The 19447-nt window shown below is 65.2% G+C and carries 21 protein-coding genes; 7 read left to right on the top strand and 14 right to left on the bottom strand.

What is annotated here, in order from left to right; genetic code table 11:
• The first annotated feature begins 82 nt into the window (after positions 1 to 82).
• Positions 83 to 934 carry an endonuclease/exonuclease/phosphatase family protein gene (locus tag GO606_RS18615; RefSeq protein WP_169117007.1) on the top strand — a complete coding sequence of 284 codons (852 nt, stop codon included), beginning with the start codon at positions 83 to 85 and terminating at the stop codon, positions 932 to 934.
• A 9-nt stretch (positions 935 to 943) separates the two neighbouring features.
• Here the strand turns inward: GO606_RS18615 and GO606_RS18610 are convergent, their stop codons facing one another.
• The 4 genes from GO606_RS18610 to GO606_RS18595 all read right to left on the bottom strand — a co-directional run bounded on the left by GO606_RS18610 (position 944) and on the right by GO606_RS18595 (position 4168).
• Positions 944 to 1741, bottom strand: coding sequence for a DUF2189 domain-containing protein (locus GO606_RS18610; RefSeq protein WP_169117008.1), 798 nt, complete (start codon positions 1739 to 1741; stop codon positions 944 to 946).
• Positions 1742 to 1804: 63 nt separating this feature from the next.
• On the bottom strand, positions 1805 to 2614 hold the full coding sequence (locus GO606_RS18605) for an alpha/beta fold hydrolase (protein ID WP_169117009.1): 810 nt from the start codon (positions 2612 to 2614) through the stop codon (positions 1805 to 1807).
• A 5-nt stretch (positions 2615 to 2619) separates the two neighbouring features.
• Positions 2620 to 3924: an O-acetylhomoserine aminocarboxypropyltransferase gene (locus GO606_RS18600; RefSeq protein ID WP_169117010.1), complete on the bottom strand. Its 1305-nt coding sequence runs from the start codon at positions 3922 to 3924 to the stop codon at positions 2620 to 2622.
• 28 nt (positions 3925 to 3952) lie between these two features.
• Positions 3953 to 4168, bottom strand: a complete 216-nt coding sequence (locus GO606_RS18595) for a DUF465 domain-containing protein (RefSeq protein WP_169117011.1) — start codon at positions 4166 to 4168, stop codon at positions 3953 to 3955.
• 278 nt (positions 4169 to 4446) lie between these two features.
• On the opposite strand from GO606_RS18595, the gene GO606_RS18590 reads away from it, so the two are divergent.
• From GO606_RS18590 to htpG, 3 genes are all read left to right on the top strand, one after another.
• Positions 4447 to 5652 carry a lytic murein transglycosylase gene (locus tag GO606_RS18590; protein ID WP_169117012.1) on the top strand — a complete coding sequence of 402 codons (1206 nt, stop codon included), beginning with the start codon at positions 4447 to 4449 and terminating at the stop codon, positions 5650 to 5652.
• Positions 5653 to 5704: 52 nt separating this feature from the next.
• Positions 5705 to 6265, top strand: coding sequence for a transcription elongation factor GreB (greB, locus tag GO606_RS18585; RefSeq protein ID WP_169117013.1), 561 nt, complete (start codon positions 5705 to 5707; stop codon positions 6263 to 6265).
• Between the two features lie 75 nt (positions 6266 to 6340).
• On the top strand, positions 6341 to 8287 hold the full coding sequence (gene htpG, locus GO606_RS18580; protein ID WP_169117014.1) for a molecular chaperone HtpG: 1947 nt from the start codon (positions 6341 to 6343) through the stop codon (positions 8285 to 8287).
• Between the two features lie 68 nt (positions 8288 to 8355).
• Here htpG and GO606_RS18575 read toward each other — a convergent pair whose 3' ends face one another.
• Positions 8356 to 9765 (bottom strand): chloride channel protein, encoded by a 1410-nt coding sequence (locus GO606_RS18575; RefSeq protein WP_169117015.1) that lies wholly within the window; start codon positions 9763 to 9765, stop codon positions 8356 to 8358.
• A gap of 270 nt (positions 9766 to 10035) precedes the next feature.
• Between GO606_RS18575 and GO606_RS18570 the strand changes: the two genes are divergently transcribed.
• A complete protein-coding gene (locus GO606_RS18570) occupies positions 10036 to 10551 on the top strand; it encodes a MarR family winged helix-turn-helix transcriptional regulator (RefSeq protein ID WP_169117016.1) in 516 nt (171 codons plus the stop codon).
• 106 nt (positions 10552 to 10657) lie between these two features.
• Here GO606_RS18570 and GO606_RS18565 read toward each other — a convergent pair whose 3' ends face one another.
• Together GO606_RS18565 and GO606_RS18560 are read right to left on the bottom strand one after the other, a co-directional pair.
• On the bottom strand, positions 10658 to 11836 hold the full coding sequence (locus GO606_RS18565) for a vWA domain-containing protein (protein WP_169117017.1): 1179 nt from the start codon (positions 11834 to 11836) through the stop codon (positions 10658 to 10660).
• A 140-nt stretch (positions 11837 to 11976) separates the two neighbouring features.
• Positions 11977 to 12819 carry an AAA family ATPase gene (locus GO606_RS18560; RefSeq protein ID WP_169117018.1) on the bottom strand — a complete coding sequence of 281 codons (843 nt, stop codon included), beginning with the start codon at positions 12817 to 12819 and terminating at the stop codon, positions 11977 to 11979.
• 181 nt (positions 12820 to 13000) lie between these two features.
• Between GO606_RS18560 and GO606_RS18555 the strand changes: the two genes are divergently transcribed.
• The gene (locus GO606_RS18555; RefSeq protein ID WP_169117019.1) at positions 13001 to 13333 is read left to right on the top strand and encodes a c-type cytochrome; all 333 of its coding nucleotides are present in this window, start codon (positions 13001 to 13003) and stop codon (positions 13331 to 13333) included.
• Positions 13330 to 13656 carry a c-type cytochrome gene (locus GO606_RS18550; RefSeq protein ID WP_246979734.1) on the top strand — a complete coding sequence of 109 codons (327 nt, stop codon included), beginning with the start codon at positions 13330 to 13332 and terminating at the stop codon, positions 13654 to 13656. The genes GO606_RS18555 and GO606_RS18550 overlap by 4 nt, the downstream gene beginning before the upstream one ends.
• Before the next feature lie 24 nt (positions 13657 to 13680).
• On the opposite strand, the gene GO606_RS18545 is transcribed toward GO606_RS18550, so the two are convergent.
• From GO606_RS18545 to rsxB, 7 genes are read right to left on the bottom strand one after another with little or no spacing between them, the layout of a single operon-like run.
• Positions 13681 to 14112: a DUF1841 family protein gene (locus tag GO606_RS18545; RefSeq protein WP_169117020.1), complete on the bottom strand. Its 432-nt coding sequence runs from the start codon at positions 14110 to 14112 to the stop codon at positions 13681 to 13683.
• A 33-nt stretch (positions 14113 to 14145) separates the two neighbouring features.
• Positions 14146 to 14778, bottom strand: a complete 633-nt coding sequence (gene nth / locus GO606_RS18540; protein ID WP_169117021.1) for an endonuclease III — start codon at positions 14776 to 14778, stop codon at positions 14146 to 14148.
• A gap of 8 nt (positions 14779 to 14786) precedes the next feature.
• On the bottom strand, positions 14787 to 15485 hold the full coding sequence (locus tag GO606_RS18535; protein WP_169117022.1) for an electron transport complex subunit E: 699 nt from the start codon (positions 15483 to 15485) through the stop codon (positions 14787 to 14789).
• Between the two features lie 10 nt (positions 15486 to 15495).
• The gene (locus tag GO606_RS18530) at positions 15496 to 16158 is read right to left on the bottom strand and encodes an RnfABCDGE type electron transport complex subunit G (RefSeq protein ID WP_169117023.1); all 663 of its coding nucleotides are present in this window, start codon (positions 16156 to 16158) and stop codon (positions 15496 to 15498) included.
• On the bottom strand, positions 16155 to 17162 hold the full coding sequence (locus tag GO606_RS18525; RefSeq protein ID WP_169117024.1) for an RnfABCDGE type electron transport complex subunit D: 1008 nt from the start codon (positions 17160 to 17162) through the stop codon (positions 16155 to 16157). The genes GO606_RS18530 and GO606_RS18525 overlap by 4 nt, the downstream gene beginning before the upstream one ends.
• A 2-nt stretch (positions 17163 to 17164) precedes the next feature.
• On the bottom strand, positions 17165 to 18808 hold the full coding sequence (gene rsxC, locus GO606_RS18520) for an electron transport complex subunit RsxC (RefSeq protein WP_169117025.1): 1644 nt from the start codon (positions 18806 to 18808) through the stop codon (positions 17165 to 17167).
• On the bottom strand, positions 18805 to 19356 hold the full coding sequence (gene rsxB, locus GO606_RS18515; RefSeq protein WP_169117026.1) for an electron transport complex subunit RsxB: 552 nt from the start codon (positions 19354 to 19356) through the stop codon (positions 18805 to 18807). The genes rsxC and rsxB overlap by 4 nt, the downstream gene beginning before the upstream one ends.
• Positions 19357 to 19447: the final 91 nt, after the last annotated feature.

The following is a 19447-nucleotide window of genomic DNA, read 5'->3' as shown; positions in this document are numbered from 1 at the left end:
GCTCGGGATTTGCCCATGGTCCGGGCGAGCGCGCGTGACCGTCCGGACGAGAGGGTTCGGGCGGGGCAACCGGAGTCGAAGTATGCGCATTGTTTCGTGGAACATTCAATGGGGCCGCGGCGCGGACGGGCGTGTCGACCTGGCGCGGACCGTCGCGGCGATCCATGATATTGGCGACGCGGATGTGATCTGCCTGCAGGAGGTCGCGCAGAATTTCCCCGGCCTCGAAGGCGGCAACCGGGAAGACGAAGTGGGAATCCTGGCTGCGGCTTTTCCCGGCCATGAAGCGATATATGGGGCGGGCGTCGACGTGCCCGATGGCGCCGGCGGGCGGGCGCGTTTCGGCAACCTGATGTTGTCACGGCTTGCGGTCGGCCCCGTGTTCCGGCATCTGCTTCCGTGTCCCGCCGACCCGGAACAGCCCGCGATTCAGCGCTGCTGCGTCGAGGCCGTACTGCAGGCGCCGTGGGGCTCCGTCCGCGTTCTGACGACGCATCTCGAATACTATTCCGCACGACAGCGCGCGGCGCAGGTGGCCATGTTACGGGCGCTGCAGAAGGAGGTTGCCGGACATGCCCGCGACGGCCCTGGCGGCAGGGAAGCCAGCCCGGCTTTCGCCGCACGGCGCGGGCCGGTGACCGCAGTCGTCTGCGGGGACTTCAATTGTGAGCCCGGATCCGGCGCCTACACGCTGATGTCGGCGGATATCGCGTTACACGTCCCGCCGTGGCGGGACGCTTGGCGCGTCAAGCATGGCAGCCGTGTACATGATCCGACGGTCGGCCTTCACGGTGCCGAGTGGCCGGGGCGGGCCTATTGTTGCGATTACGCCTGGGTGTCGGATGATCTTGCTGCCCGTGTCGCCAAAGTGGAGGTGTACACCGCGACACCGGCGTCCGACCATCAGCCCCTGGTGCTCGAATTGAACGATTGACGATGTTCTTCAGCCTGCTGGCACGCCCGGCTGCACGACGAGGTCGCGATACGCGTGCCAGCTGGCGTGGCCGACGATCGGCATCAGCACCACCAGCCCGAGATGGAAGGTCATGAATCCGATCACCGTGAGGCCGGCGATCATGAAAGCCCAGATGATCATCGCGCCGGGGTTGCGCATCAACGCCCCGACGCTCGTCAACATCGACGAAATCGCGTCCTGGTTGCGGTCGAGCATCAATGGCACGGAAATCACGCTGACGGCAAACACGATGGTCGCAAAGATCAGGCCGACGCCGAAATACACGAGCAAAAACTCGAGGTTGTCGAGGGCCAGCAACTGCGTCAGAAAGCCTGACAGGTTCGGCATCTCGTTGGTGTAGAACAGCGCGAACACGACCATCGATGCGCGCGCCCAGACGAGGAACACGATGCCCAGCACGACGGCGAAAATGCCGATGTTGCCGGCGTTGCGCTTCCATACGGTCAGGGTCGGAAGGAGCGCGCAAGCCGCACCTTGCTCGCGCCGCCGGCTGATCTCATAGAGGCCCATCGCGAGAAACGGCCCGAGCAGGAGAAAGCCCGACGTGAGGGCGACGGTGTAGGCGTAGGCGTGCTCGAAAACCATCGTGACGAGCAATCCCATCGCGGCAAAGCAGAATCCGTAGAACAGGCTCGGTATCGGGCAGGCACGTAAATCCGCCCAGCCGCTCCTGATCCAGTGCAACGGCGCACCTCCCCCGACGTCCCTGACAACGGGAAACACCCACTCCTCGGTTCCCAGCTTGACATCCTCCGGCTGCGACATCTCTCTCTCCTGTTGTGGACTTTGTTGTCGATGCAGCGCACGGATTGCCTCTTTGTCTTGTTGTCAGTTGCGGGTGAGGAAGCTCCGTATGGCATTGCCCACTGCATCGGGGGCCTCGGCCAGCATCGCATGCCCGGCACGAGGAATGGATATCATACGTGCGCCGTCGGCTACCCCGGCAAGCGCTTCGTGCAAGGGTTTGACTGCGCGCCGTGGGGTCATCTGGTCGCGCTCGGCGCATAGCAGCAGCGTCGGGCAGCGGACGGCGCCAGCCGCTGCGAGACCCCCTTCGTAGGCGTTGCAGGCGCCGAGGTCGGTGGCCAGCACGGCGTCGTCCTGCCGTTCCATGAGGCGGCGATTCAGCCCCGTGAGCGAGGTTCCCGGCACGGCGCTCGCCCCGAGCTGCGAGGCGAAAGTGTAGGACCACTGGTTGATCATTGCGTGGGCCGTGGGCCGGTCATCGTTTGCGGCGGACAGCAGCGGTGCGGCCACCGGCATCGGCGCGACGCTTCCGAGCAGAATCAGCTGCGTGAAGCGGTCGGGGAACTGTGCCGCCGCCTGCAGCGCGACGAGCGATCCCATGCTGTGACCGGCGACGGCGGCCTGCCGGACGCCGGCCGCATCGAGCAGCGCCGCGAGCCAGTCTGCGAGCGCTTCGATCGACGCGAGCGGCGCGCCGCCGGAGCGGCCATGCCCGGGGAGATCCGGGGCGAGAACCGAAAAGCCGTGGTGCGCGAGGTGGCGTGCCTGGAAGTTCCACACGCTGTGATCGTGAGCGGCGCCATGCAGCAACACGACGACCGGCTGCGCGGGAGCGAAAGTCTGCCTGGCGGTGTAGATGAAGACCGGGAGCCCGGATACCGTCAGCTGCACCGTCTTTATCCTCCAACCACCCGGCCCGCCGCATACAATCCGCGGTCCAGGTCTTCGATCAGGTCGTCGACGTGCTCGAGCCCCACCGACAGTCGCAGCGTGCCTTCGCCGATTCCAGCGGCAGCGAGCGCGGCGGCGGACAGGCGGGAAAGGGTCGTGCTCGACGGGTGGCTCACGAGCGACTTCGCGTCGCCGACGTTCGCCAGGTGCGAGAACACTTTCAGACTCTCGATGAAGGCGCGGGCGGCCTCGCGTCCGCCGCTCAGCTCGAAGGACAGGACCGCTCCCGCGCCATCCGGTAACAGGCGGCTCGCCAGCTCGTGATCGGGATGGGGCGCGAGTCCGGGATACGCGACTCGTGCGACGAGTGCTTGACCGGCAAGATGGGTGGCCACGGCACGTGCGTTCGCAACGTGCGCGCGCATCCGCAGCGGCAGCGTCTCGATGCCCTGAAGGATCTGGAATGCGTTCATCGGCGAGAGACAGGCGCCGAAGTCCGGCAGCGCCTCGCACCGGGCACGCAGCAGGAAGGCCGCGACCGAAGACTCCTCGGTGAAATCCATGCCGTGAAAGCCGTCGTACGGTTCGGTCAGCGTCGGGAACAGGCCCGATTGCTCCCAGTCGAACCGCCCGCCATCGACGAGCAGGCCGCCGACGGCGACGCCGTGGCCGCCGAGAAACTCGGTGGCCGAATGCAGGACCAGATCCGCGCCGAGCGACAACGGGCGCTGCAGGCAGGGTGTGACCAGCGTCGCATCGACGAGCAGCGGGACGCGCCGGGCATGGGCGATCGCGGCAACGGCGGGAATGTCGAGCACCTCGAGGCCGAAATTGCCGAGCGCTTCGCCGAACAGGAGCCGGGTTTCGGGCCTGATCGCGTCGCGCCATTCGTCCGGGCGGCGCGGATCGACGAAGGTCGTCCGGATACCGAAGCGCGGCAGCGTGTGGGCCAGCAGATTGCGCGCCGCACCGCCTAGCGCACGCGACGCGACGATATGATTGCCGGCGCCCATCAGTGTCGCGATCGCGACATGCAGCGCAGCCTGGCCGCTCGCCAGCGCAATCGCGCCGATGCCCCCTTCAAGGGCCGCGACGCGCTCCTCGAGGACTGCGTTGGTGGGGTTCGAGTGGCTGGTATCGACGTGCCCCGGGCGTTCGTGGTTGAACAGCGCCGCGGCGTGATCGGCATCCGGAAAGACGTAGCCAGCGGTGAAGTAGATCGGCGTCGCGCGGGCGCCGAAGGCCGGATCAGGAGACTGCCCGGCATGCAGGGCGAGCGTCTCGGGCGCGGGGGATCCGTATTGGGTCATTGGCGGCCGGAATCCTCGTCGTCCGGCTTCAGGCCCGCTCGTCGGGTTCGAGCATGCGTTCGACGACGGCGATCCTGTCTTTCAGTGCGAGCTTGCGCTTTTTGAGGCGGCGCAACAGCAATTCATCTTCCTGCGGCGAAGCATCGAGGTGGCTGATCGCCTCGTCGAGGTCACGATGCTCGGCCCTGAGTTCGGCCAGCCTCACCTGCAGGCTGGTAACGTTGTCGAATGCTTCCTCGCTCATCGTATACCTGTTCAATTTAGGGGGATTGCACGCCGTCCGGGCGGCGGGGCCAGTAACGCTGGATGGTATGCCGCAGAACGGGCAATGACAACTCCGGCCGGGGTTTTGGAAGCGGGCAACTGCACGATCGACAAGGGAGGCGGGATCGGTGGTTGTGCCGGGCACGAAAATGGCGCGGGTGTCTCCGGTTGCCTCGTTCCGCCATTCGTGTCAGGCTCCGCGTCCGAATTGCGTCCGCCCCGTTCGCCGCTGTCCGCCCCTGCCCGAGCCGTTCCACAATGATTCCCCGACGCCTCCCCGCCTGGTCCCTGCTGTGTGCCGCGCTGCTTCCGTTTCACGCCGACGCGCAGGAGTCCTTTGCCGACTGCCTCGAGCAGTTGCGCGGCATGGCCGCCACGCACGAGATCGCGCCGGCAACCTTCGAGCAGCATGTGGGTGGGCTCGAACCGGACATGGCAGTGATCGGCTTGCTCGATTACCAGCCCGAATTCCGCACGCCGATCTGGGACTATCTGGCAGGGCTGGTGGACGACGAACGCGTCGCCGACGGCCGTGCGATGGCCGTCCAATGGGCCGGGACGCTGCAGGACATTGAAGCGCGATATGGTGTCGATCCGGCCACCGTCGTTGCGGTGTGGGGCGTCGAGAGCAACTTCGGGCGCAATTTCGGCAAACGCCCGCTGCTCGTTTCGCTCGCGACCCTGTCCTGCTTCGGGCGGCGCCAAGACTTTTTTCGCGGTGAATTCTTCACTGCGCTGAAGATCATCGAGGACGGCCACGTCGCACCGCAGCGCCTCGCCGGTTCGTGGGCCGGGGCGTTCGGCCACACGCAGTTCATGCCCTCGACTTTCCGGCGCGTCGCAGTCGATTTCGACGGCGACGGCCGGCGCGACCTGATCGACAGCGTTCCCGATGCGCTCGCCTCGACGGCGAATTTTCTGCGCGAGGCGGGCTGGCAGACGGGCCGGCCATGGGGTTTCGAAGTCGTTCTCCCGCCCGACTTCAACGCCGCGCTCGCCGGACGCCGCAACAAACGGGCGCTGGCCGAATGGGTCGCACTCGGCGTGCGGCGCGCGGACGGAAGCGCGATCGAACCGGGCACCGAAGCCGCCGGCCTGCTGCTCCCCGCCGGCGAGCGGGGCCCGGCTTTCCTCGTCCTGCGCAATTTCGATGCGTTGTATTCCTATAACGCCGCCGAAAGCTACGCGCTCGCGATCGCCCATTTGTCCGATCGCCTCCGCGGCGGCGAGCCGTTCCGCGCCTCGTGGCCGACCGACGACCCGGGCCTGTCCCGCGCCGAGCGGCGCGAAGTGCAGGCATTGTTGTCGCAGCTCGGCTACGACGTCGGAGAGGCTGACGGCGTGCTGGGTGCCCGTTCGCGCGAAGCGGTGCAGCAGTTCCAGCGCGGGCAGGGGCTCGAGCCCGACGGCCGCGCCGGTCGGCGGGTGCTCGAATTGCTGAGAAAGGCGTACGCTGAGCGCTGACGACCGGCTATCGCATTTCCGCAAGCCCTTCCCGAAGAACTGGATACCCATCGTGAACAAAGCCTTTGTGACAGAAAACGACGGCGCCGACGATGACGACGAGGTACCCGTTGCGGTGCGCCTGCCGGCCGGCGCGAAAAACTACATGACGCGGCGCGGTTACGAGAGCCTGCGCCGCGAACTCGATCACCTCGTCCGCGTCGAGCGGCCGAAGATGGTCGAAACCGTCGCCTGGGCGGCGTCGAATGGCGACCGTTCCGAGAATGGCGATTACATCTACGGCAAGAAACGGTTGCGCGAGATCGACCGGCGCATCCGTTTCCTGATCAAGCGCATCGAAAGTGCCGAAGTCGTCGATCCCGCCGACCAACGGGAAATCGGCCAGGTATTTTTCGGCGCCACGGTCAGCATCGTCGACGTCGACAGTGACGACGGCAGCGAGCAGATCTGGCAGATCGTCGGCGTCGACGAGGCCGACGCCAGCGTCGGCCGGATCAGCTGGATCTCGCCGCTCGCACGGGCACTGCTCAAGGCGCGCGAAGGCGACGTCGTGCGCTTCATGAGTCCGGCCGGGCCGCGCGAAATCGAAGTGGTCGAGATCCGCTACGTCTGATCTCGTGCGGGGGCTTGAAATCCGGGCTCTCCGCTCCCATCTGCTGCGCGTTAATCAGCAGATGGAGTTCACGCAATGACGACCGAGCACGCCGCAGGCGCTCAGACCCTCAATTTCCAGGCCGAGGTGAAGCAGCTGCTTCACCTGATGATCCACTCGCTGTACTCGAACCGCGAAATATTCCTCCGCGAACTGGTTTCCAACGCATCGGACGCGTGCGACAAGCTGCGTTTCGAAGCGCTCGACAAACCGGAGCTGTTCGAAGGCGACAGCGAGCTGGCGATCCGCATCGGCTTCGACAGCGATGCGAAGACGGTCACCGTGTCGGACAACGGCATCGGCATGAGTCGCGAGGAAGTGATCGCGCACCTCGGCACGATCGCCAAATCCGGGACAAAGGAATTCTTCTCGCAGCTCACGGGCGATCAGAAGAAGGACGCGCACCTGATCGGCCAGTTCGGGGTCGGCTTCTACTCGGCGTTCATCGTCGCCGACAAGGTGACAGTGGTCACGCGGCGCGCGGGTCTGGCGGCGGGCGAAGGTGTGAAGTGGGAATGCGCAATGACCGGCGACGCGGCCGGCGAATACACCGTCGAAGCGATCGACAAGGCCGCGCGTGGCACCGAGATCACGCTGCACCTGCGCGAAGGCCAGGAAGACCTGCTGTCGGGATGGAAGCTGCGCGGCCTGATCCGCAAGTATTCGGACCACATCGTCCAGCCGATCCTGATGAAGAAGGAAGAGTGGGACAAGGACAAGAACGAGCAGGTCGTGACCGAGGAGGACGAGACGGTCAACCAGGCGAACGCACTGTGGACCCGCTCCAGGAACGACATCACCGAAGAGGAATACAAGGGCTTCTACAAGCACGTCGGGCACGACTTCGACGAGCCGCTGGCATGGACTCACGCGCGCGTCGAAGGCCGCCACGAATACACGCAGCTGCTCTACATCCCGTCGCACGCGCCATTCGACATGTGGGACCGCAACGCGCGCCACGGCATCAAGCTCTACGTCAAGCGCGTGTTCATCATGGACGACGCCGAGAAGCTGATGCCCGCCTACCTGCGCTTCGTGCGCGGCGTCGTCGATTCGAGCGACCTGCCGCTCAACGTGTCGCGCGAAATCCTGCAGGAAAGCAAGGACATCGACACCATCCGCTCGGGCTGCACGAAGAAGGTGCTGGGCCTGCTCGAGAGCCTCGCCACAAGCGACGACGCCGCCGACAAGGAGAAATACGCGACCTTCTGGAAGGAATTCGGCCGCGTGCTGAAGGAAGGCGTCGGCGAGGATTTCGCGAACAAGGACAAGATCGCCGGCTTGCTGCGCTTCGCCTCCACCCACGCCGACATGCCGGATGAAGTCGTGTCGCTCGCCGATTACATCGGCCGCATGAAGGAAGGCCAGGACAAGATCTATTACGTCACCGCCGAATCGTTCAACGCGGCGAAGAACAGCCCGCATCTCGAAATCTTCCGCAAGAAGGGCATCGAGGTGCTGCTGCTGACCGACCGGGTCGACGAGTGGGTCATCGGCAACCTGCCGGAATTCGACGGCAAGCCGCTAGTATCCGTCGCGAAGGGCGGCCTCGACCTCGGCAAGCTCGAAGACGAGGCGGAGAAGAAGGAAACCGAGAAGGCCGCCGACGAGTACAAGGAACTGCTCGAGAAAATGAAGGCGAGCCTCGGCGAGCGCGTCAAGGAAGTCCGCGTCACCCACCGCCTGACCGATTCGCCGGCCTGCCTCGTCGCCGACGAGCACGACGTCGGGATGAATCTCGCGCGGATCCTGAAAGCCGCTGGCCAGCAGGCGCCGGCGTCGAAGCCGATCCTCGAGATCAACCCGCAGCACCCGGCCGTGATGCGTTTGAAATACGAGGAACGCCAGTTCGACGACTGGGCAGCCGTGCTGTTCGACCAGGCATTGCTCGCCGAGGGCGGCACGCTCGACGACCCCGCGACGTTCGTGAAACGAATCAACCAGTTGATGATGGCGATGGGCAGTTCCGCCGGCGCGGACTGAGCGCCGTGGCGGGCTGCGCGCCCGCGCGATGCGACGACGCCATGTACCCATACGGTATGTGGCGTTTTTTATTTTCCCGAGCTGCGACTGCCGGCAGGCAGCATTGCGCTTTCGCCCCGTACCTGCGCGGTGGCATGGCGCAACGTCGGATATGAGAGCGCGTGGTAGAGCGGGACCGGTGCGACCGACTTCGAAAAGGCGTGAGCGACAACCGCCGTCGCCATCAGCGGCAGCAGCATCTCGTGGTTCGCGGTCATCTCCATGACGATGACGAAGGACGTGATCGGCGTCTGCGTCATGCCCGCGAGGAACGCGACCATGCCGAGGACCAGAATCGCCGCGCTGTGTTCTTCGGGCAAAAGGATCGCGAGGTCGGCGCCCAGCCCGGCGCCGACGGCGAGCGCCGGAGCGAAGATGCCGGCCGGGATGCGGCTGAGGAACGCGAGCCAGATCGCGGCCATCTTCGCGATCAGGAAGTAGAAGGGCAGCGCGGCCGAGCCTTCGAGCGCGGCCTTCGATTCCGCATAGCCGGTGCCATACGTAAGCCCCCCGCTCATCAGGCCGATGATCGCGGTGCCGAGGCCGCAGGCGGCCGCGAAGGCGATCGGCCGACTGCGCGAGAACTCCCCGATCGTGCCGGGCAGCCCGCGCGAGGATGCGATCAGCAGGCGGCTGAAAAGTCCGCCCAGCACGCCGCCGGCTGCGCCGCACATCAACACCGGCCAGATCCCCGCCGGCCACGTCAGAGCCGCGGGCGTGCGACCGAAGTAGGTGTAGTTGCCGAGCACCCCGAGCGACATCAGCCCGGCGAAGATCACGGCGATGAGCGTCGTGCTGTTCGCGCGAAAGGCCCGGTGGCGGCACATTTCCTCGATCGCGAACATGATGCCGCCGAGCGGGGTATTGAACGCCGCCGCGATGCCGGCGCCGCTGCCGGCGACGATCAGGTCGCGGCTTGACGCGACGCGCGCTTTCTTGCGTCCGGCGAGCATGTGCATGACCGAGGCGCCAATCTGCACCGAAGGCCCTTCCCGGCCGATCGAACCCCCTGACAGGAGTCCGCCCAGCGTCAACAGGACTTTCGCGATCGCGATCCGAAACGACAGCAGTTTGTGGCGAATGCGCCGGTCGTCGGTCATCGAGGCGGCAATCGCCTGCGGGATGCCGCTTCCTTGTGTGCCGGGGAAAAATCGCCGGGCGATCCATGCCATCGCCGCAAAGCCCGCGGGTGCGACCAGCAGGGACAGCCACGGCGACACGTCCATGACGCGTTGATGCGCGTCGATGGCGAGATCGGCGCCGATCGCGAAGAGGATCGCAATGAGACCGGCCAGCAGCGCCGCGCCGACCAGCAGGATGCGCTTGCTCCAGCGGCCGACCGACAGCCACGGTAACGCATAGCGTCGGCTGCTGCGGGCGAACTGTCTCAGGGCGCGGCCGGAAGCGGTTTCGTTATCGCCTGGCGGATCGAGGGGCACGATGAGAGGAGTCAGTCAGTATGCTGGACAGTCGTCCGCCAGCTTGGTGGCGGATGCATTGCGACGAGAGTGAAACCCTGCTCTGTGCGGGGAAAGTGGCCATTGAGGTTCTGCTTACCATGTTCTCGTGCTTATCGGGAAAGGTGTCGTCTTTTACCCAAAGCACGGTACGCCGCGAATCCCCTTTCCGCTACGATACCCGCGCCGCGTGCAGCTGTTAAATGTTTTTGACAAATATTTCCCAAGTAAATATAGTTGGAGCCCTGATTCATGTCGCAAGAGCAGTCTTCGACCTTGACAAAATCCCCGGAACGCAAGTCATCGGTTTCGCCCTTGTCGGTTTTGCAGCGTTTTCGCGTACTCATCCGGACTGCGCAGCGTCATTCGCAGTGGATCGAGCGCAAAAGTGGCGTCACCGGTGCCCAGTTGTGGGCGCTGCAGGAACTCAATGAAGCGGAGGGGCTGCGGGTCGGGGAACTGGCGGGAAGAATGGCGCTACACCAGTCGACCGCGTCGAACATGGTGGACAAGCTCGAGTCGGCAAAGCTGGTCCGGAAGGAGCGCACGAGCGCCGACCAGCGCGTCGTCCGTCTGTACCTGACTGATGCAGGGCGCGATCTGCTCAAGCGTTCTCCGTCGCCCGCGCGGGGTGTGCTCCCCGAGGCGCTGCGCTTGCTCGACGAAGATGCGCTGATGCGCCTGCAGCGTGAACTCGACGGTCTGCTGCGGCAGATCAAGGATCTGGACGAGGGCTTCGGCATGCAGCCCTTGCCCTTTACGGAGTAGGAAACCGCGCCGGCGGTTCATCCGGCGATCGTCTCGCGAACGTGCGGACAGCAGTTTGAAAGCGGCCTTCGGGCCGCTTCTTTTTTGCTTTTACTGCTTCTTGCTTTTACTGCTTCTTCGACAACTGCTGCATCGCCCGCTCGAGTCCGCCGAGCGTCATCGGAAACATCCTCCCGCCCATGATCTGATCGACGATTTCAATCGACTTGCGGTAAGGCCACAGGTGTTCCGGTTCGGGGTTGAGCCATGCCGCTGCCGGCCATGCGTCAAGCAGGCGGCGCAGCCACGCCGCGCCTGGCTCGGTGTTCATGTGTTCGATCGAACCGTGTGGGTGCAGGATCTCGTACGGGCTCATCGTGGCGTCGCCGACGAAGATCAGCTTGTAGTCGGGGCCGTAGCGGTGGAGCAGGTCGGAGACTGCGATGTTTTCGCTGTGGCGTCGCGAACTGTCGCGCCAGACTTTTTCGTAGACGCAGTTGTGGAAATAGAAATACTCGAGGTGCTTGAATTCGCTGCGGCACGCCGAGAACATCTCTTCGCAGACCTTGATATGGTCGTCCATTGAGCCGCCGACGTCGAGAAACAGCAGCACTTTCACCGCGTTGTGCCGTTCCGGGCGCATCATCAGATCGAGCCAGCCGGCGTTTCGTGCCGTCGCGGCGATGGTTCCATCGAGATCGAGCTCGTCGGCCGCGCCTTGCCGCGCAAACCGCCGCAGCCGCCGCAGGGCGACCTTGATGTTGCGCGTACCGAGTTCGACGGAATCGTCGAGGTTGCGGTATTCGCGCTTCTCCCAGACCTTGATCGCCGTGCGGTTGCCGGCCGATTCGCCGCCGACGCGGATGCCTTCGGGATGATAGCCGTTGTTGCCGAACGGCGAGCTGCCACCGGTGCCGATCCATTTCGATCCGCCTTGGTGACGCTCCTTCTGCTCGCTGAGCCGCTTGCGGAACTCTTCCATCAGCTTGTCCCAGCCGAGCTTTTCGAGCTTCGCCTTGTCCTCGGGTGAAAGATGCTTCTTCATCATCGCCTGCAGCCATTCCTGCGGCAGCTCCGCTTCGAGCCCCGGAATCTCGGTGACTCCCTTGAAGTAGCTCCCGAACGCCGCGTCGAAACGGTCGTAATGGGATTCGTCTTTGACCAGGCAGGTGCGGGCGTAGAAATAGAATTCGTCGATGCTGTGGCTGCAGGCGCCGTCACGCAGTCCTTCGAGGAGCGTCAGGAACTCGCGGGTGGACACCTTGAGCTGGCCCGCTTTCAGATGCAGAAAAAAGTCGATAAGCATGATCCGCTCCGTTCCCGAAATCGCCCCGGCGCCCGATTTCGAGCACCCGGGGAAGATTTCGGGATGATTTCTTGTGGCGAGCCCAGTGGCGATGCCGGGAAAGCCGATGCCGGGAAAGCAGTGGGGCAAACGCCCTGACGTCAGCGGTTGTTGCGCGCCATGAACACCAGCCGTTCGAACAGGTGAAGATCCTGTTCGTTCTTCAGCAGGGCGCCGGCAAGCGGCGGGACCGCGGCCTTCTGGTCCTTTGCCCGCAGTGCTTCGGGCGGAATGTCCTCGGCGACGAGGAGCTTGAGCCAGTCGATCAGCTCCGAGGTCGACGGCTTCTTCTTCAGCCCCGGCACGTCGCGCAGGCCGAAGAACACTTCCAGCGCCTCGCGCAGCAGATCGCGCTTGAGTCCGGGGAAATGGACGTCGACGATGCGCTGCATCGTGTCGCGATCGGGGAAGCGGATGTAATGGAAAAAGCAGCGGCGCAGGAACGCGTCCGGCAGTTCCTTCTCGTTGTTCGACGTGATGAAGACGATCGGACGATGACGCGCGCGCACCGTCTCGCGAGTCTCGTAGACGTGGAACTCCATGCGGTCGAGTTCGCGCAGCAGGTCGTTGGGGAATTCGATATCCGCCTTGTCGATTTCGTCGATCAGGACGACCGTTGGCGTTTCCGCGTCGAACGCCTGCCACAGCACGCCCTTGAGGATGTAGTTGGCGATGTCCTTGACGCGGTCTTCGCCGAGTTGCGAGTCGCGCAGGCGGGACACCGCATCGTATTCGTACAGCCCCTGCTGGGCCTTGGTCGTCGACTTGATGTGCCACTGCAGCAGCGGAACCCCCAGCGCGTCGGCGACCTGCTCGGCCAGCATGGTCTTGCCGGTGCCCGGTTCGCCCTTGATCAGCAGCGGGCGCTGCAGTTTGATCGCGGCATTGACGGCCAGCATCAGGTCGGGAGTGGTGACGTAGTCTTGTGAACCTTCGAAGCGCATCGGGGAATCCTCTGATTAGACCGCACCGATTATAGAGCCTGCCTGCGCGGGCAAGGGGCTGCCGGATTGTCGGATTTACGGAGTTTTTCGAAGAATGACAGGTATTTGCATTCCGCTTTCGGCGACGTAGAATTTTTTTGCGACCGTTTCAGCCATACTTAAAACAACCCGAGGAGACGCCATGCACGGACGACATTTGCTCATCGCCGCCTGTCTTGCGCTGGGCGGACCTGCCGCGTTCGCGCTGGAAGGCGATGCAAAAGCCGCCCAGGCCAAGACTTCGATGTGCATGGGGTGTCACGGCATTCCGGGCTATCGCACCGCCTTCCCGGATGTCTACCCGGTGCCCAAGCTCGGCGGGCAGCATGCGGCTTATCTGGTGCGCGCGCTGCAGGCATATCGCGATGGCGAACGCAGCCATCCGACGATGCGCGCGATTGCCGCGAGCCTGTCGGAGCAGGACATGGCGGACCTGGCGGCCTACTACAGTGCTGCAGGAGGAGAGACGCAATGATGACGCGCAGTTTCACCCTCCCGGCACTGGCGGCCCTTGCGCTGGCAGGTTTCCCTGCGCACGCGGGCGATCCTGCCGCAGGCAAGGAGAAGTCGACGGTCTGCGCAGCGTGCCACGGCCCGGACGGCAACAGTCCGTCGCCGGAATTTCCGCGCCTGGGCGGGCAATACGAAGATTATCTCTACCAGGCGCTGCTCGACTACAAGACGGGCAGGCGGAAGAATCCGATCATGGCCGCCCAGGTCGAGAACCTGTCGCCTGCGGATCTGGGCGATCTTGCCGCGTACTTCGCCAGCCAGAGCGGCCTGTACCAGAAACGCTGAGCGCGAAGGGGAGGGGCACGCCGGCTAGTTCGAGCGTGCCCGGCGCAAGACGCACGAGACGTAAGCCGGGCCGTCCGGTTGGGCGTTGTTGCGCTGCGCGTCGAAAAGCGTTTCGCCGAGGCATTCGAGCACGTCGTGGAGCGCATCGTGACGGTTGCCCCGCCGGCGCTGGCACGCTTCGAACGCGGCGCGCAGGCCGGGCGGCTGGTCGATCGACAGTTGCTCCTCGATCGCGAGGTGGAACGACAGGTGCAGGAACGGATTGATCTGTCCGTCCTCCGGCAGGAAATCGCGCGACAGCGAATCGGGGTCTTCGAGCAGCGCCTGATATTCGGGATGCAGAAGCACGAGGTCGGAAGCGATGTGTTCGAGCGGCGTCAGCACTTCCTTCGCCTGATATTTCCGCCAGCTTTCGATGAAGAAGCTGCGTACCTGGTCACGTGAGGGATTGAACATCTTTGGGACTCGGTTGCTGGGTTAAACGTCTTGTCAAACGGTCTTGTCGCGGAACTCGCACAGGTCGCGCACCGGGCAATCGCCGCAGCGGGGCTTGCGCGCGGTGCACACGTAGCGGCCGTGCAGGATCAGCCAGTGGTGGGCATGCTGCAGATATTCCTTCGGCACCCGACGCATCAGGGCCTGCTCGACGGCGAGAACATCCTTGCCGGGAGCCAGGCCGGTGCGATTGGCGACGCGGAAGATATGCGTGTCGACCGCCATCACCGGTTCGCCGAACACGGTGTTCAGCACGACGTTCGCGGTCTTGCGGCCGACGCCGGGCAGCGCTTCGAGCGCTTCGCGGCTGCGCGGCACTTCGCCGCCGTGGCGCTCGAGCAGCAGCCGCGACAGCGCGACGACGTTTTTCGCCTTGTTGCGGTAAAGGCCGATCGACTTGAGGTGCGCGGCAACGTTTTCCTCGCCGAGGCTCAGCATCGCTTCGGGGGTCGGTGCGACGGCGAACAACTCGCGCGTCGCCAGGTTCACGCTCTTGTCGGTGGCCTGCGCGGAAAGCACCACGGCGACGAGCAGCTGGAATGGCGACCCGTACTCGAGCTCGGTCGTCGGGTTCGGATTCGCCGCGGCCAGGCGGCGGAAAAATTCACGGATCGCTTCGCGTTTCATCCGGCTGTTCAGGGTGCTGCCGAAGCCGGGGCAGCTTCTTCGCCGTCGCTCGCCGCGCGTGCGGGCTTGCCGGCTGCCGCGCGCGTACGCACCCGGTTCGATAGCGCGATCAGGCAGCCGAGCGTGAAGAACGCGCCCGGAGGCAGCACGCCGATCAGGAAGCCGGGGTAATCGTCGCCGAACACAGACAGCGGCGACAGGCCCGGGATCAGCATCTCGATACCCGAAAACAGCGTGCCGCTGCCGACCAGTTCGCGAATGCCGCCGAGCACGCCGAGCAGCCACACCAGCCCGAGTCCCATCATGATGCCGTCGACGGTGGACGACACCGGGTCGTTTTTGGCCGCGTAGGCCTCGACCCGCGCGAGGACGATGCAGTTCGTGACGATCAGCGGAATGAAGATGCCCAGCACCAGGTAGAGGTCGTGCAGATAGGCGTTGAACGCGAGATCGACCACCGTCGTCAGCGCGGCGATGATCAGGATGAACACCGGGATCCGGATCTCGTAGGGGATGAAGTTGCGCAGCGACGCGACCGCGAAGTTCGATACGGCCATCACCAACACCGTCGCGAGCCCGAGACTCACCGCATTGACGATGCTCGTGCTGACCGCGAGGATCGGACACAGGCCGAGCAGCTGCACGAGGCCGGTGTTCTGCTTCCACAGGCCATTCCAGGCGTTTTCACGAAAAGTCTGGAGATTCATTTTTTTTCCATCAGATCGCGCTGCCGGTAGATGCGGCAAACAGCGCATCGCGGTGCTCGGCCGCATATTCGAGGACTCGCCCTGTCGCGTTCGTCACTGCGCGGGCACTGATCGTTGCGCCGATGCGATACGCAAAGACGCCGCCGTCGCGCTTCACTTTCCATTGCGCGGGTGCAACCTCGACAAGCGACATCCCGGCGAATTGACCGATCCACGGCCGGGTCTTGTTGCGATCCTTTCTGGGATCGATGTAATCGCCGAGCCCCGGCGTTTCCTTGTGGGCGGTCACGCGAACACCACCCAGGCGACCGTCTGCGCCGACCGCAACGACGAGCTGGATTTTTCCCCCGTAGCCGTCGGGCGCGACCGCTTCGAACACGAGGGCCGCGGGAACGCCGGCGCGACGCGCGCGATAGATGCGCCCGCCGCGGTCGAGGCCGAGCTCGGGCGTCGGCCCGGCGGCGACGAAGTCATCGAGGAGCGCGTTGTCGTAGCTGCCCGGCGGGAGCACGTCGTTGATCAGGCGCATCTTCTGTTCCTGTTCGGACGCGTCGATCGCCGGGCGGGTCACGCGGTACGTCTGCGACATCATCGCGGTGAAGGCGAGCGTGAACACCACCATGATGCCGGCAGTGCGCAGCGAGGTATGGGTGGCGGTATAGCGGTTGCTCATGGCCGGCTCCCGCGGTGGCCGAATACCGCCGGCTGCGTTTTCATGTCGATCAGCGGCACGCAGAGGTTCATCAGCAGCACGGCAAACGCGATGCCTTCGGGGAAGGCGCCGAATACGCGGATGAGGTAGGCAATGACCGCGACGCCGGCGGCGAAGATCAGCTTGCCGCGCGGCGTCGTCGCACCGGAAACGGGGTCGGTGACGATGAAGAACGCTGCAAGCATTGCGCCGCCGCTGGCGAGGTGGAACAGCGGCGGCGCGAAGCGCGCCGGTTCCGCGAGCCAGAAGATGCCCGACACGACGGCGAGCGTCGCGATGAACGCGACCGGCATGTGCCAGGTGATGATGCGGCGCGCGAGCATGAACAGACCCCCGGCGAGGTAGCCGAGCGCCAGCCATTCCCAGCCGCGGCCGCCGACGGCGCCGAACGTACCGCTTTGCTGCAGCACGCTATCGACGCTCGCGCCGCTTGTCCGCAGGCCGGTGCGCATCGCGTCGAGCGCCGTCGCACCGGTGATCGCGTCGAGCTGGCGGGCGCCGCCGAGCACGAGGTCGAGCTGCGTCTGGAAGTCGATCTGTCCGGCCGGCGGCCACTGCGACATCAGCGACGGGAACGCGACGATCATCGCGCAGTACGCGACCATCGCGGGGTTGAACGGATTCTGGCCGAGCCCGCCATAGAGATGCTTGACCGCGACGATCGCGATCAGCACCCCGAGCACCGTGACCCACCATGGCAGGATCGGCGGAAAGCACAGGACGACGAGCCACGCGGTGACGACGGCCGACAGGTCCGACAGCGCCGGGGCGATCGGCCGCTTGCGCAGCGTGAGGATCAGCGCTTCGGCGACGAGCGCGGTCACGGTCGCGATCAGCAGGTTGACGACGACGACCGCGGCCACCTGCATGACGTAGGCGGTGACGCCGGGAAGGAGCGCGAGCAGCACTGCGAGCATCACGCTCTGGACGCTCGCCGGTTTGCGGATGTAGGGAGAATGGATCATGTTCAGGAGGTTGCGTCGCTGTCGTGCAGGTCCGGCTGCTCGCGCCGGCTGGCGATACCCGGGCTTGCGCCCGGCACGCCCGCGTGGGGGGTGTCGGTGTTCCTGGGTTCGACCGCCACCTGCTGCCTGGCCCGGGCGAGCGCCGCCGCGATGAGCGCTTTTTTCGGGTCGTCCCCGGTTGCGGCGTCGGTCGGGGTGGCGGACCCGCTCAGCTTCGCCCGGGTCTCGGCAGCTTTCGCCGCGAGTTTGGCGGCCTTTTCTTCCTTTTCCCGCTCCTGCCGGTAGTTGCGGAACTCGAAGCGCTCGCGTGCCTGATCGGACGCCTTGAGCTCGCGCTCGCGCGCCCAGATCTCGCTCTTCGAGAAGCGGAAGTAATCGACGAGCGGAATGTGCGAAGGGCAGACGAAGGCGCAGGAACCGCATTCAATGCAGTCGAAGAGGTGATATTCCTGTGCTTTGCCGACGTTCTTCGCGCGCGAGAACCAGTACAGCTCGAAAGGCTGCAGGTCGGCCGGGCACGCGCGCGCGCAGGCGCCGCAGCGGATGCACGGCAACTCCGGCGGTGGGGGCGGGAACAGCGCCGCCGAGGCGGCAATGATGCAGTTGCTCGTCTTGCCGATCGGCACCGACAGGTCGGAAATGGTGATGCCCATCATCGGGCCGCCCATCAGATAGCGGTCGGTGTCCGGTTTCGGCGCCGCGAGTGCGAGCAGCGTCTCGACCGGGGTGCCGACGAGCACTTCGTAGTTGCCCGGGCGCCTGACGTTGCCGGTCAGGGTCACGACGCGCGACACCAGCGGTTCGCCGTGGTGGATCGCGCGGTGGACGGCCTGCGCCGTGCCGACGTTGAAGCACTGCACGCCGAACTCCGTGCCGAGCTTGCCGTGGGCGATCTCGATGCCGGTCAGCACGCGGATCAGCTGTTTTTCGCCGCCCGCGGGATACCGCGTCGGAATCGCGACGATGTCGACGAGACCGGGGAAACCCGCTGCGGCTTCGCGCATCGCACGGATCGCTTCGGGCTTGTTGTCCTCGATGCCGACGAGCGTGCGGCGTGCGCCGATCAGTTCGTGCAGGATCGCCGCGCCGGAAAGGATTTCGGCGGCGCGCTCGCGCATCAGCCGGTCATCGCAGGTGATCCACGGCTCGCATTCGGCGCCGTTGATGATCAGGGTTTCGATGCCGCGGCCATTACCGAGCTTGATGTGGGTCGGAAAACCTGCGCCGCCCATGCCGACGATGCCGCACGCGCTCAGGTACCGGAGCGCGGCTTCGCGCGGGACGGCGCGGTGGTCGAATGCGCGGCGCTCGATCCATTCGTCCTTGCCGTCGGGTTCGATGACGACCGCCAGCGTGTCGAGGCTCGACGCATGGGCCATCGCGCAAGGGGCGAGGCCGACGACGGTGCCCGACGTCGAGGCGTGGACGTCGGTGCCGAGCGGACCTTCGCCGGCGCCGATGCGTTCACCCTTGAGCACGCGCTGGCCGGGGGCGACGAGGCAGCGGGCGACCGAACGGACGCTCTGGCGCAGCGGGATCGTCAGGCGCGGCGGCAGCGGTGCGGCGGCGATCGGCGGCGCCGCGGACGCGTTCTTGTGCGAATCCGGCTTGATGCCGCCGTGGAAGTTGAACAGACGGGCGATCATGCCGCGGACCTCAGTTCAAACACCGGGTATTTCCATTTCCAGGTTTCCAGCGTTTCCTTGACGGGCGTCATCGCGATGCAGTCGACGGGGCAGGGCGCGACGCACAGTTCGCAGCCGGTGCACAGCGCGGGGACGACGGTATGCATGTGCTTGGCGGTGCCGACGATGGCATCGACGGGGCAGGCCTGGATGCACAGCGTGCAGCCGATGCACAGTTGCTCGTCGATCCTCGCCACCGATTTGGGTTTTTCCGCGCCGTGCTCTTCGGACAGCGACTTGAATTCGCGCCCGAGGAGGTCGGCGAGCTTGCGTATGCCTTCCTCGCCGCCGGGCGGGCACTGGTTGATGTCGGCTTCGCCGTTCGAAATCGCTTCCGCATACGGCTTGCAGCCGGGGTAACCGCACTGGCCGCATTGGGTCTGCGGAAGGATCGCGTCGATTTTTTCGACCAGCGGATTGCCTTCGACCTTGAAGCGGATCGACGCGTAGCCCAGTGCTGCGCCGAGCACGATGGCAATCCCGGTCATGACGAGGAGGGCGGTCAGCATGATGAAATGTCGGTCAGTGAGGCGCAGCAGCGCAAACGCTCGCGCCCGGATGCGTGTTGTGTCTTGTCAGAAATGCGTGAGCTGATTTTCA

Origin of the sequence: Aromatoleum anaerobium, from assembly GCF_012910705.2 — a bacterium.
Taxonomy (GTDB): domain Bacteria; phylum Pseudomonadota; class Gammaproteobacteria; order Burkholderiales; family Rhodocyclaceae; genus Aromatoleum; species Aromatoleum anaerobium.
This window is presented reverse-complemented; position numbering and strand designations above follow the sequence as displayed.

Bases quoted from the DNA above. Each gene is read 5' to 3' on its own strand.
- GO606_RS18615 (WP_169117007.1), top strand. From the start codon at position 83: ATGCGCATTGTTTCGTGGAACATTCAATGGGGCCGCGGCGCGGACGGG.
- GO606_RS18610 (WP_169117008.1), bottom strand. From the start codon at position 1,741: ATGTCGCAGCCGGAGGATGTCAAGCTGGGAACCGAGGAGTGGGTGTTT.
- GO606_RS18600 (WP_169117010.1), bottom strand. From the start codon at position 3,924: ATGACCCAATACGGATCCCCCGCGCCCGAGACGCTCGCCCTGCATGCC.
- GO606_RS18595 (WP_169117011.1), bottom strand. From the start codon at position 4,168: ATGAGCGAGGAAGCATTCGACAACGTTACCAGCCTGCAGGTGAGGCTG.
- GO606_RS18590 (WP_169117012.1), top strand. From the start codon at position 4,447: ATGATTCCCCGACGCCTCCCCGCCTGGTCCCTGCTGTGTGCCGCGCTG.
- htpG (WP_169117014.1), top strand. From the start codon at position 6,341: ATGACGACCGAGCACGCCGCAGGCGCTCAGACCCTCAATTTCCAGGCC.
- GO606_RS18570 (WP_169117016.1), top strand. From the start codon at position 10,036: ATGTCGCAAGAGCAGTCTTCGACCTTGACAAAATCCCCGGAACGCAAG.
- GO606_RS18565 (WP_169117017.1), bottom strand. From the start codon at position 11,836: ATGCTTATCGACTTTTTTCTGCATCTGAAAGCGGGCCAGCTCAAGGTG.
- GO606_RS18560 (WP_169117018.1), bottom strand. From the start codon at position 12,819: ATGCGCTTCGAAGGTTCACAAGACTACGTCACCACTCCCGACCTGATG.
- GO606_RS18555 (WP_169117019.1), top strand. From the start codon at position 13,001: ATGCACGGACGACATTTGCTCATCGCCGCCTGTCTTGCGCTGGGCGGA.
- GO606_RS18550 (WP_246979734.1), top strand. From the start codon at position 13,330: ATGATGACGCGCAGTTTCACCCTCCCGGCACTGGCGGCCCTTGCGCTG.
- GO606_RS18545 (WP_169117020.1), bottom strand. From the start codon at position 14,112: ATGTTCAATCCCTCACGTGACCAGGTACGCAGCTTCTTCATCGAAAGC.
- nth (WP_169117021.1), bottom strand. From the start codon at position 14,778: ATGAAACGCGAAGCGATCCGTGAATTTTTCCGCCGCCTGGCCGCGGCG.
- GO606_RS18535 (WP_169117022.1), bottom strand. From the start codon at position 15,485: ATGAATCTCCAGACTTTTCGTGAAAACGCCTGGAATGGCCTGTGGAAG.
- GO606_RS18530 (WP_169117023.1), bottom strand. From the start codon at position 16,158: ATGAGCAACCGCTATACCGCCACCCATACCTCGCTGCGCACTGCCGGC.
- GO606_RS18525 (WP_169117024.1), bottom strand. From the start codon at position 17,162: ATGATCCATTCTCCCTACATCCGCAAACCGGCGAGCGTCCAGAGCGTG.
- rsxC (WP_169117025.1), bottom strand. From the start codon at position 18,808: ATGATCGCCCGTCTGTTCAACTTCCACGGCGGCATCAAGCCGGATTCG.
- rsxB (WP_169117026.1), bottom strand. From the start codon at position 19,356: ATGCTGACCGCCCTCCTCGTCATGACCGGGATTGCCATCGTGCTCGGC.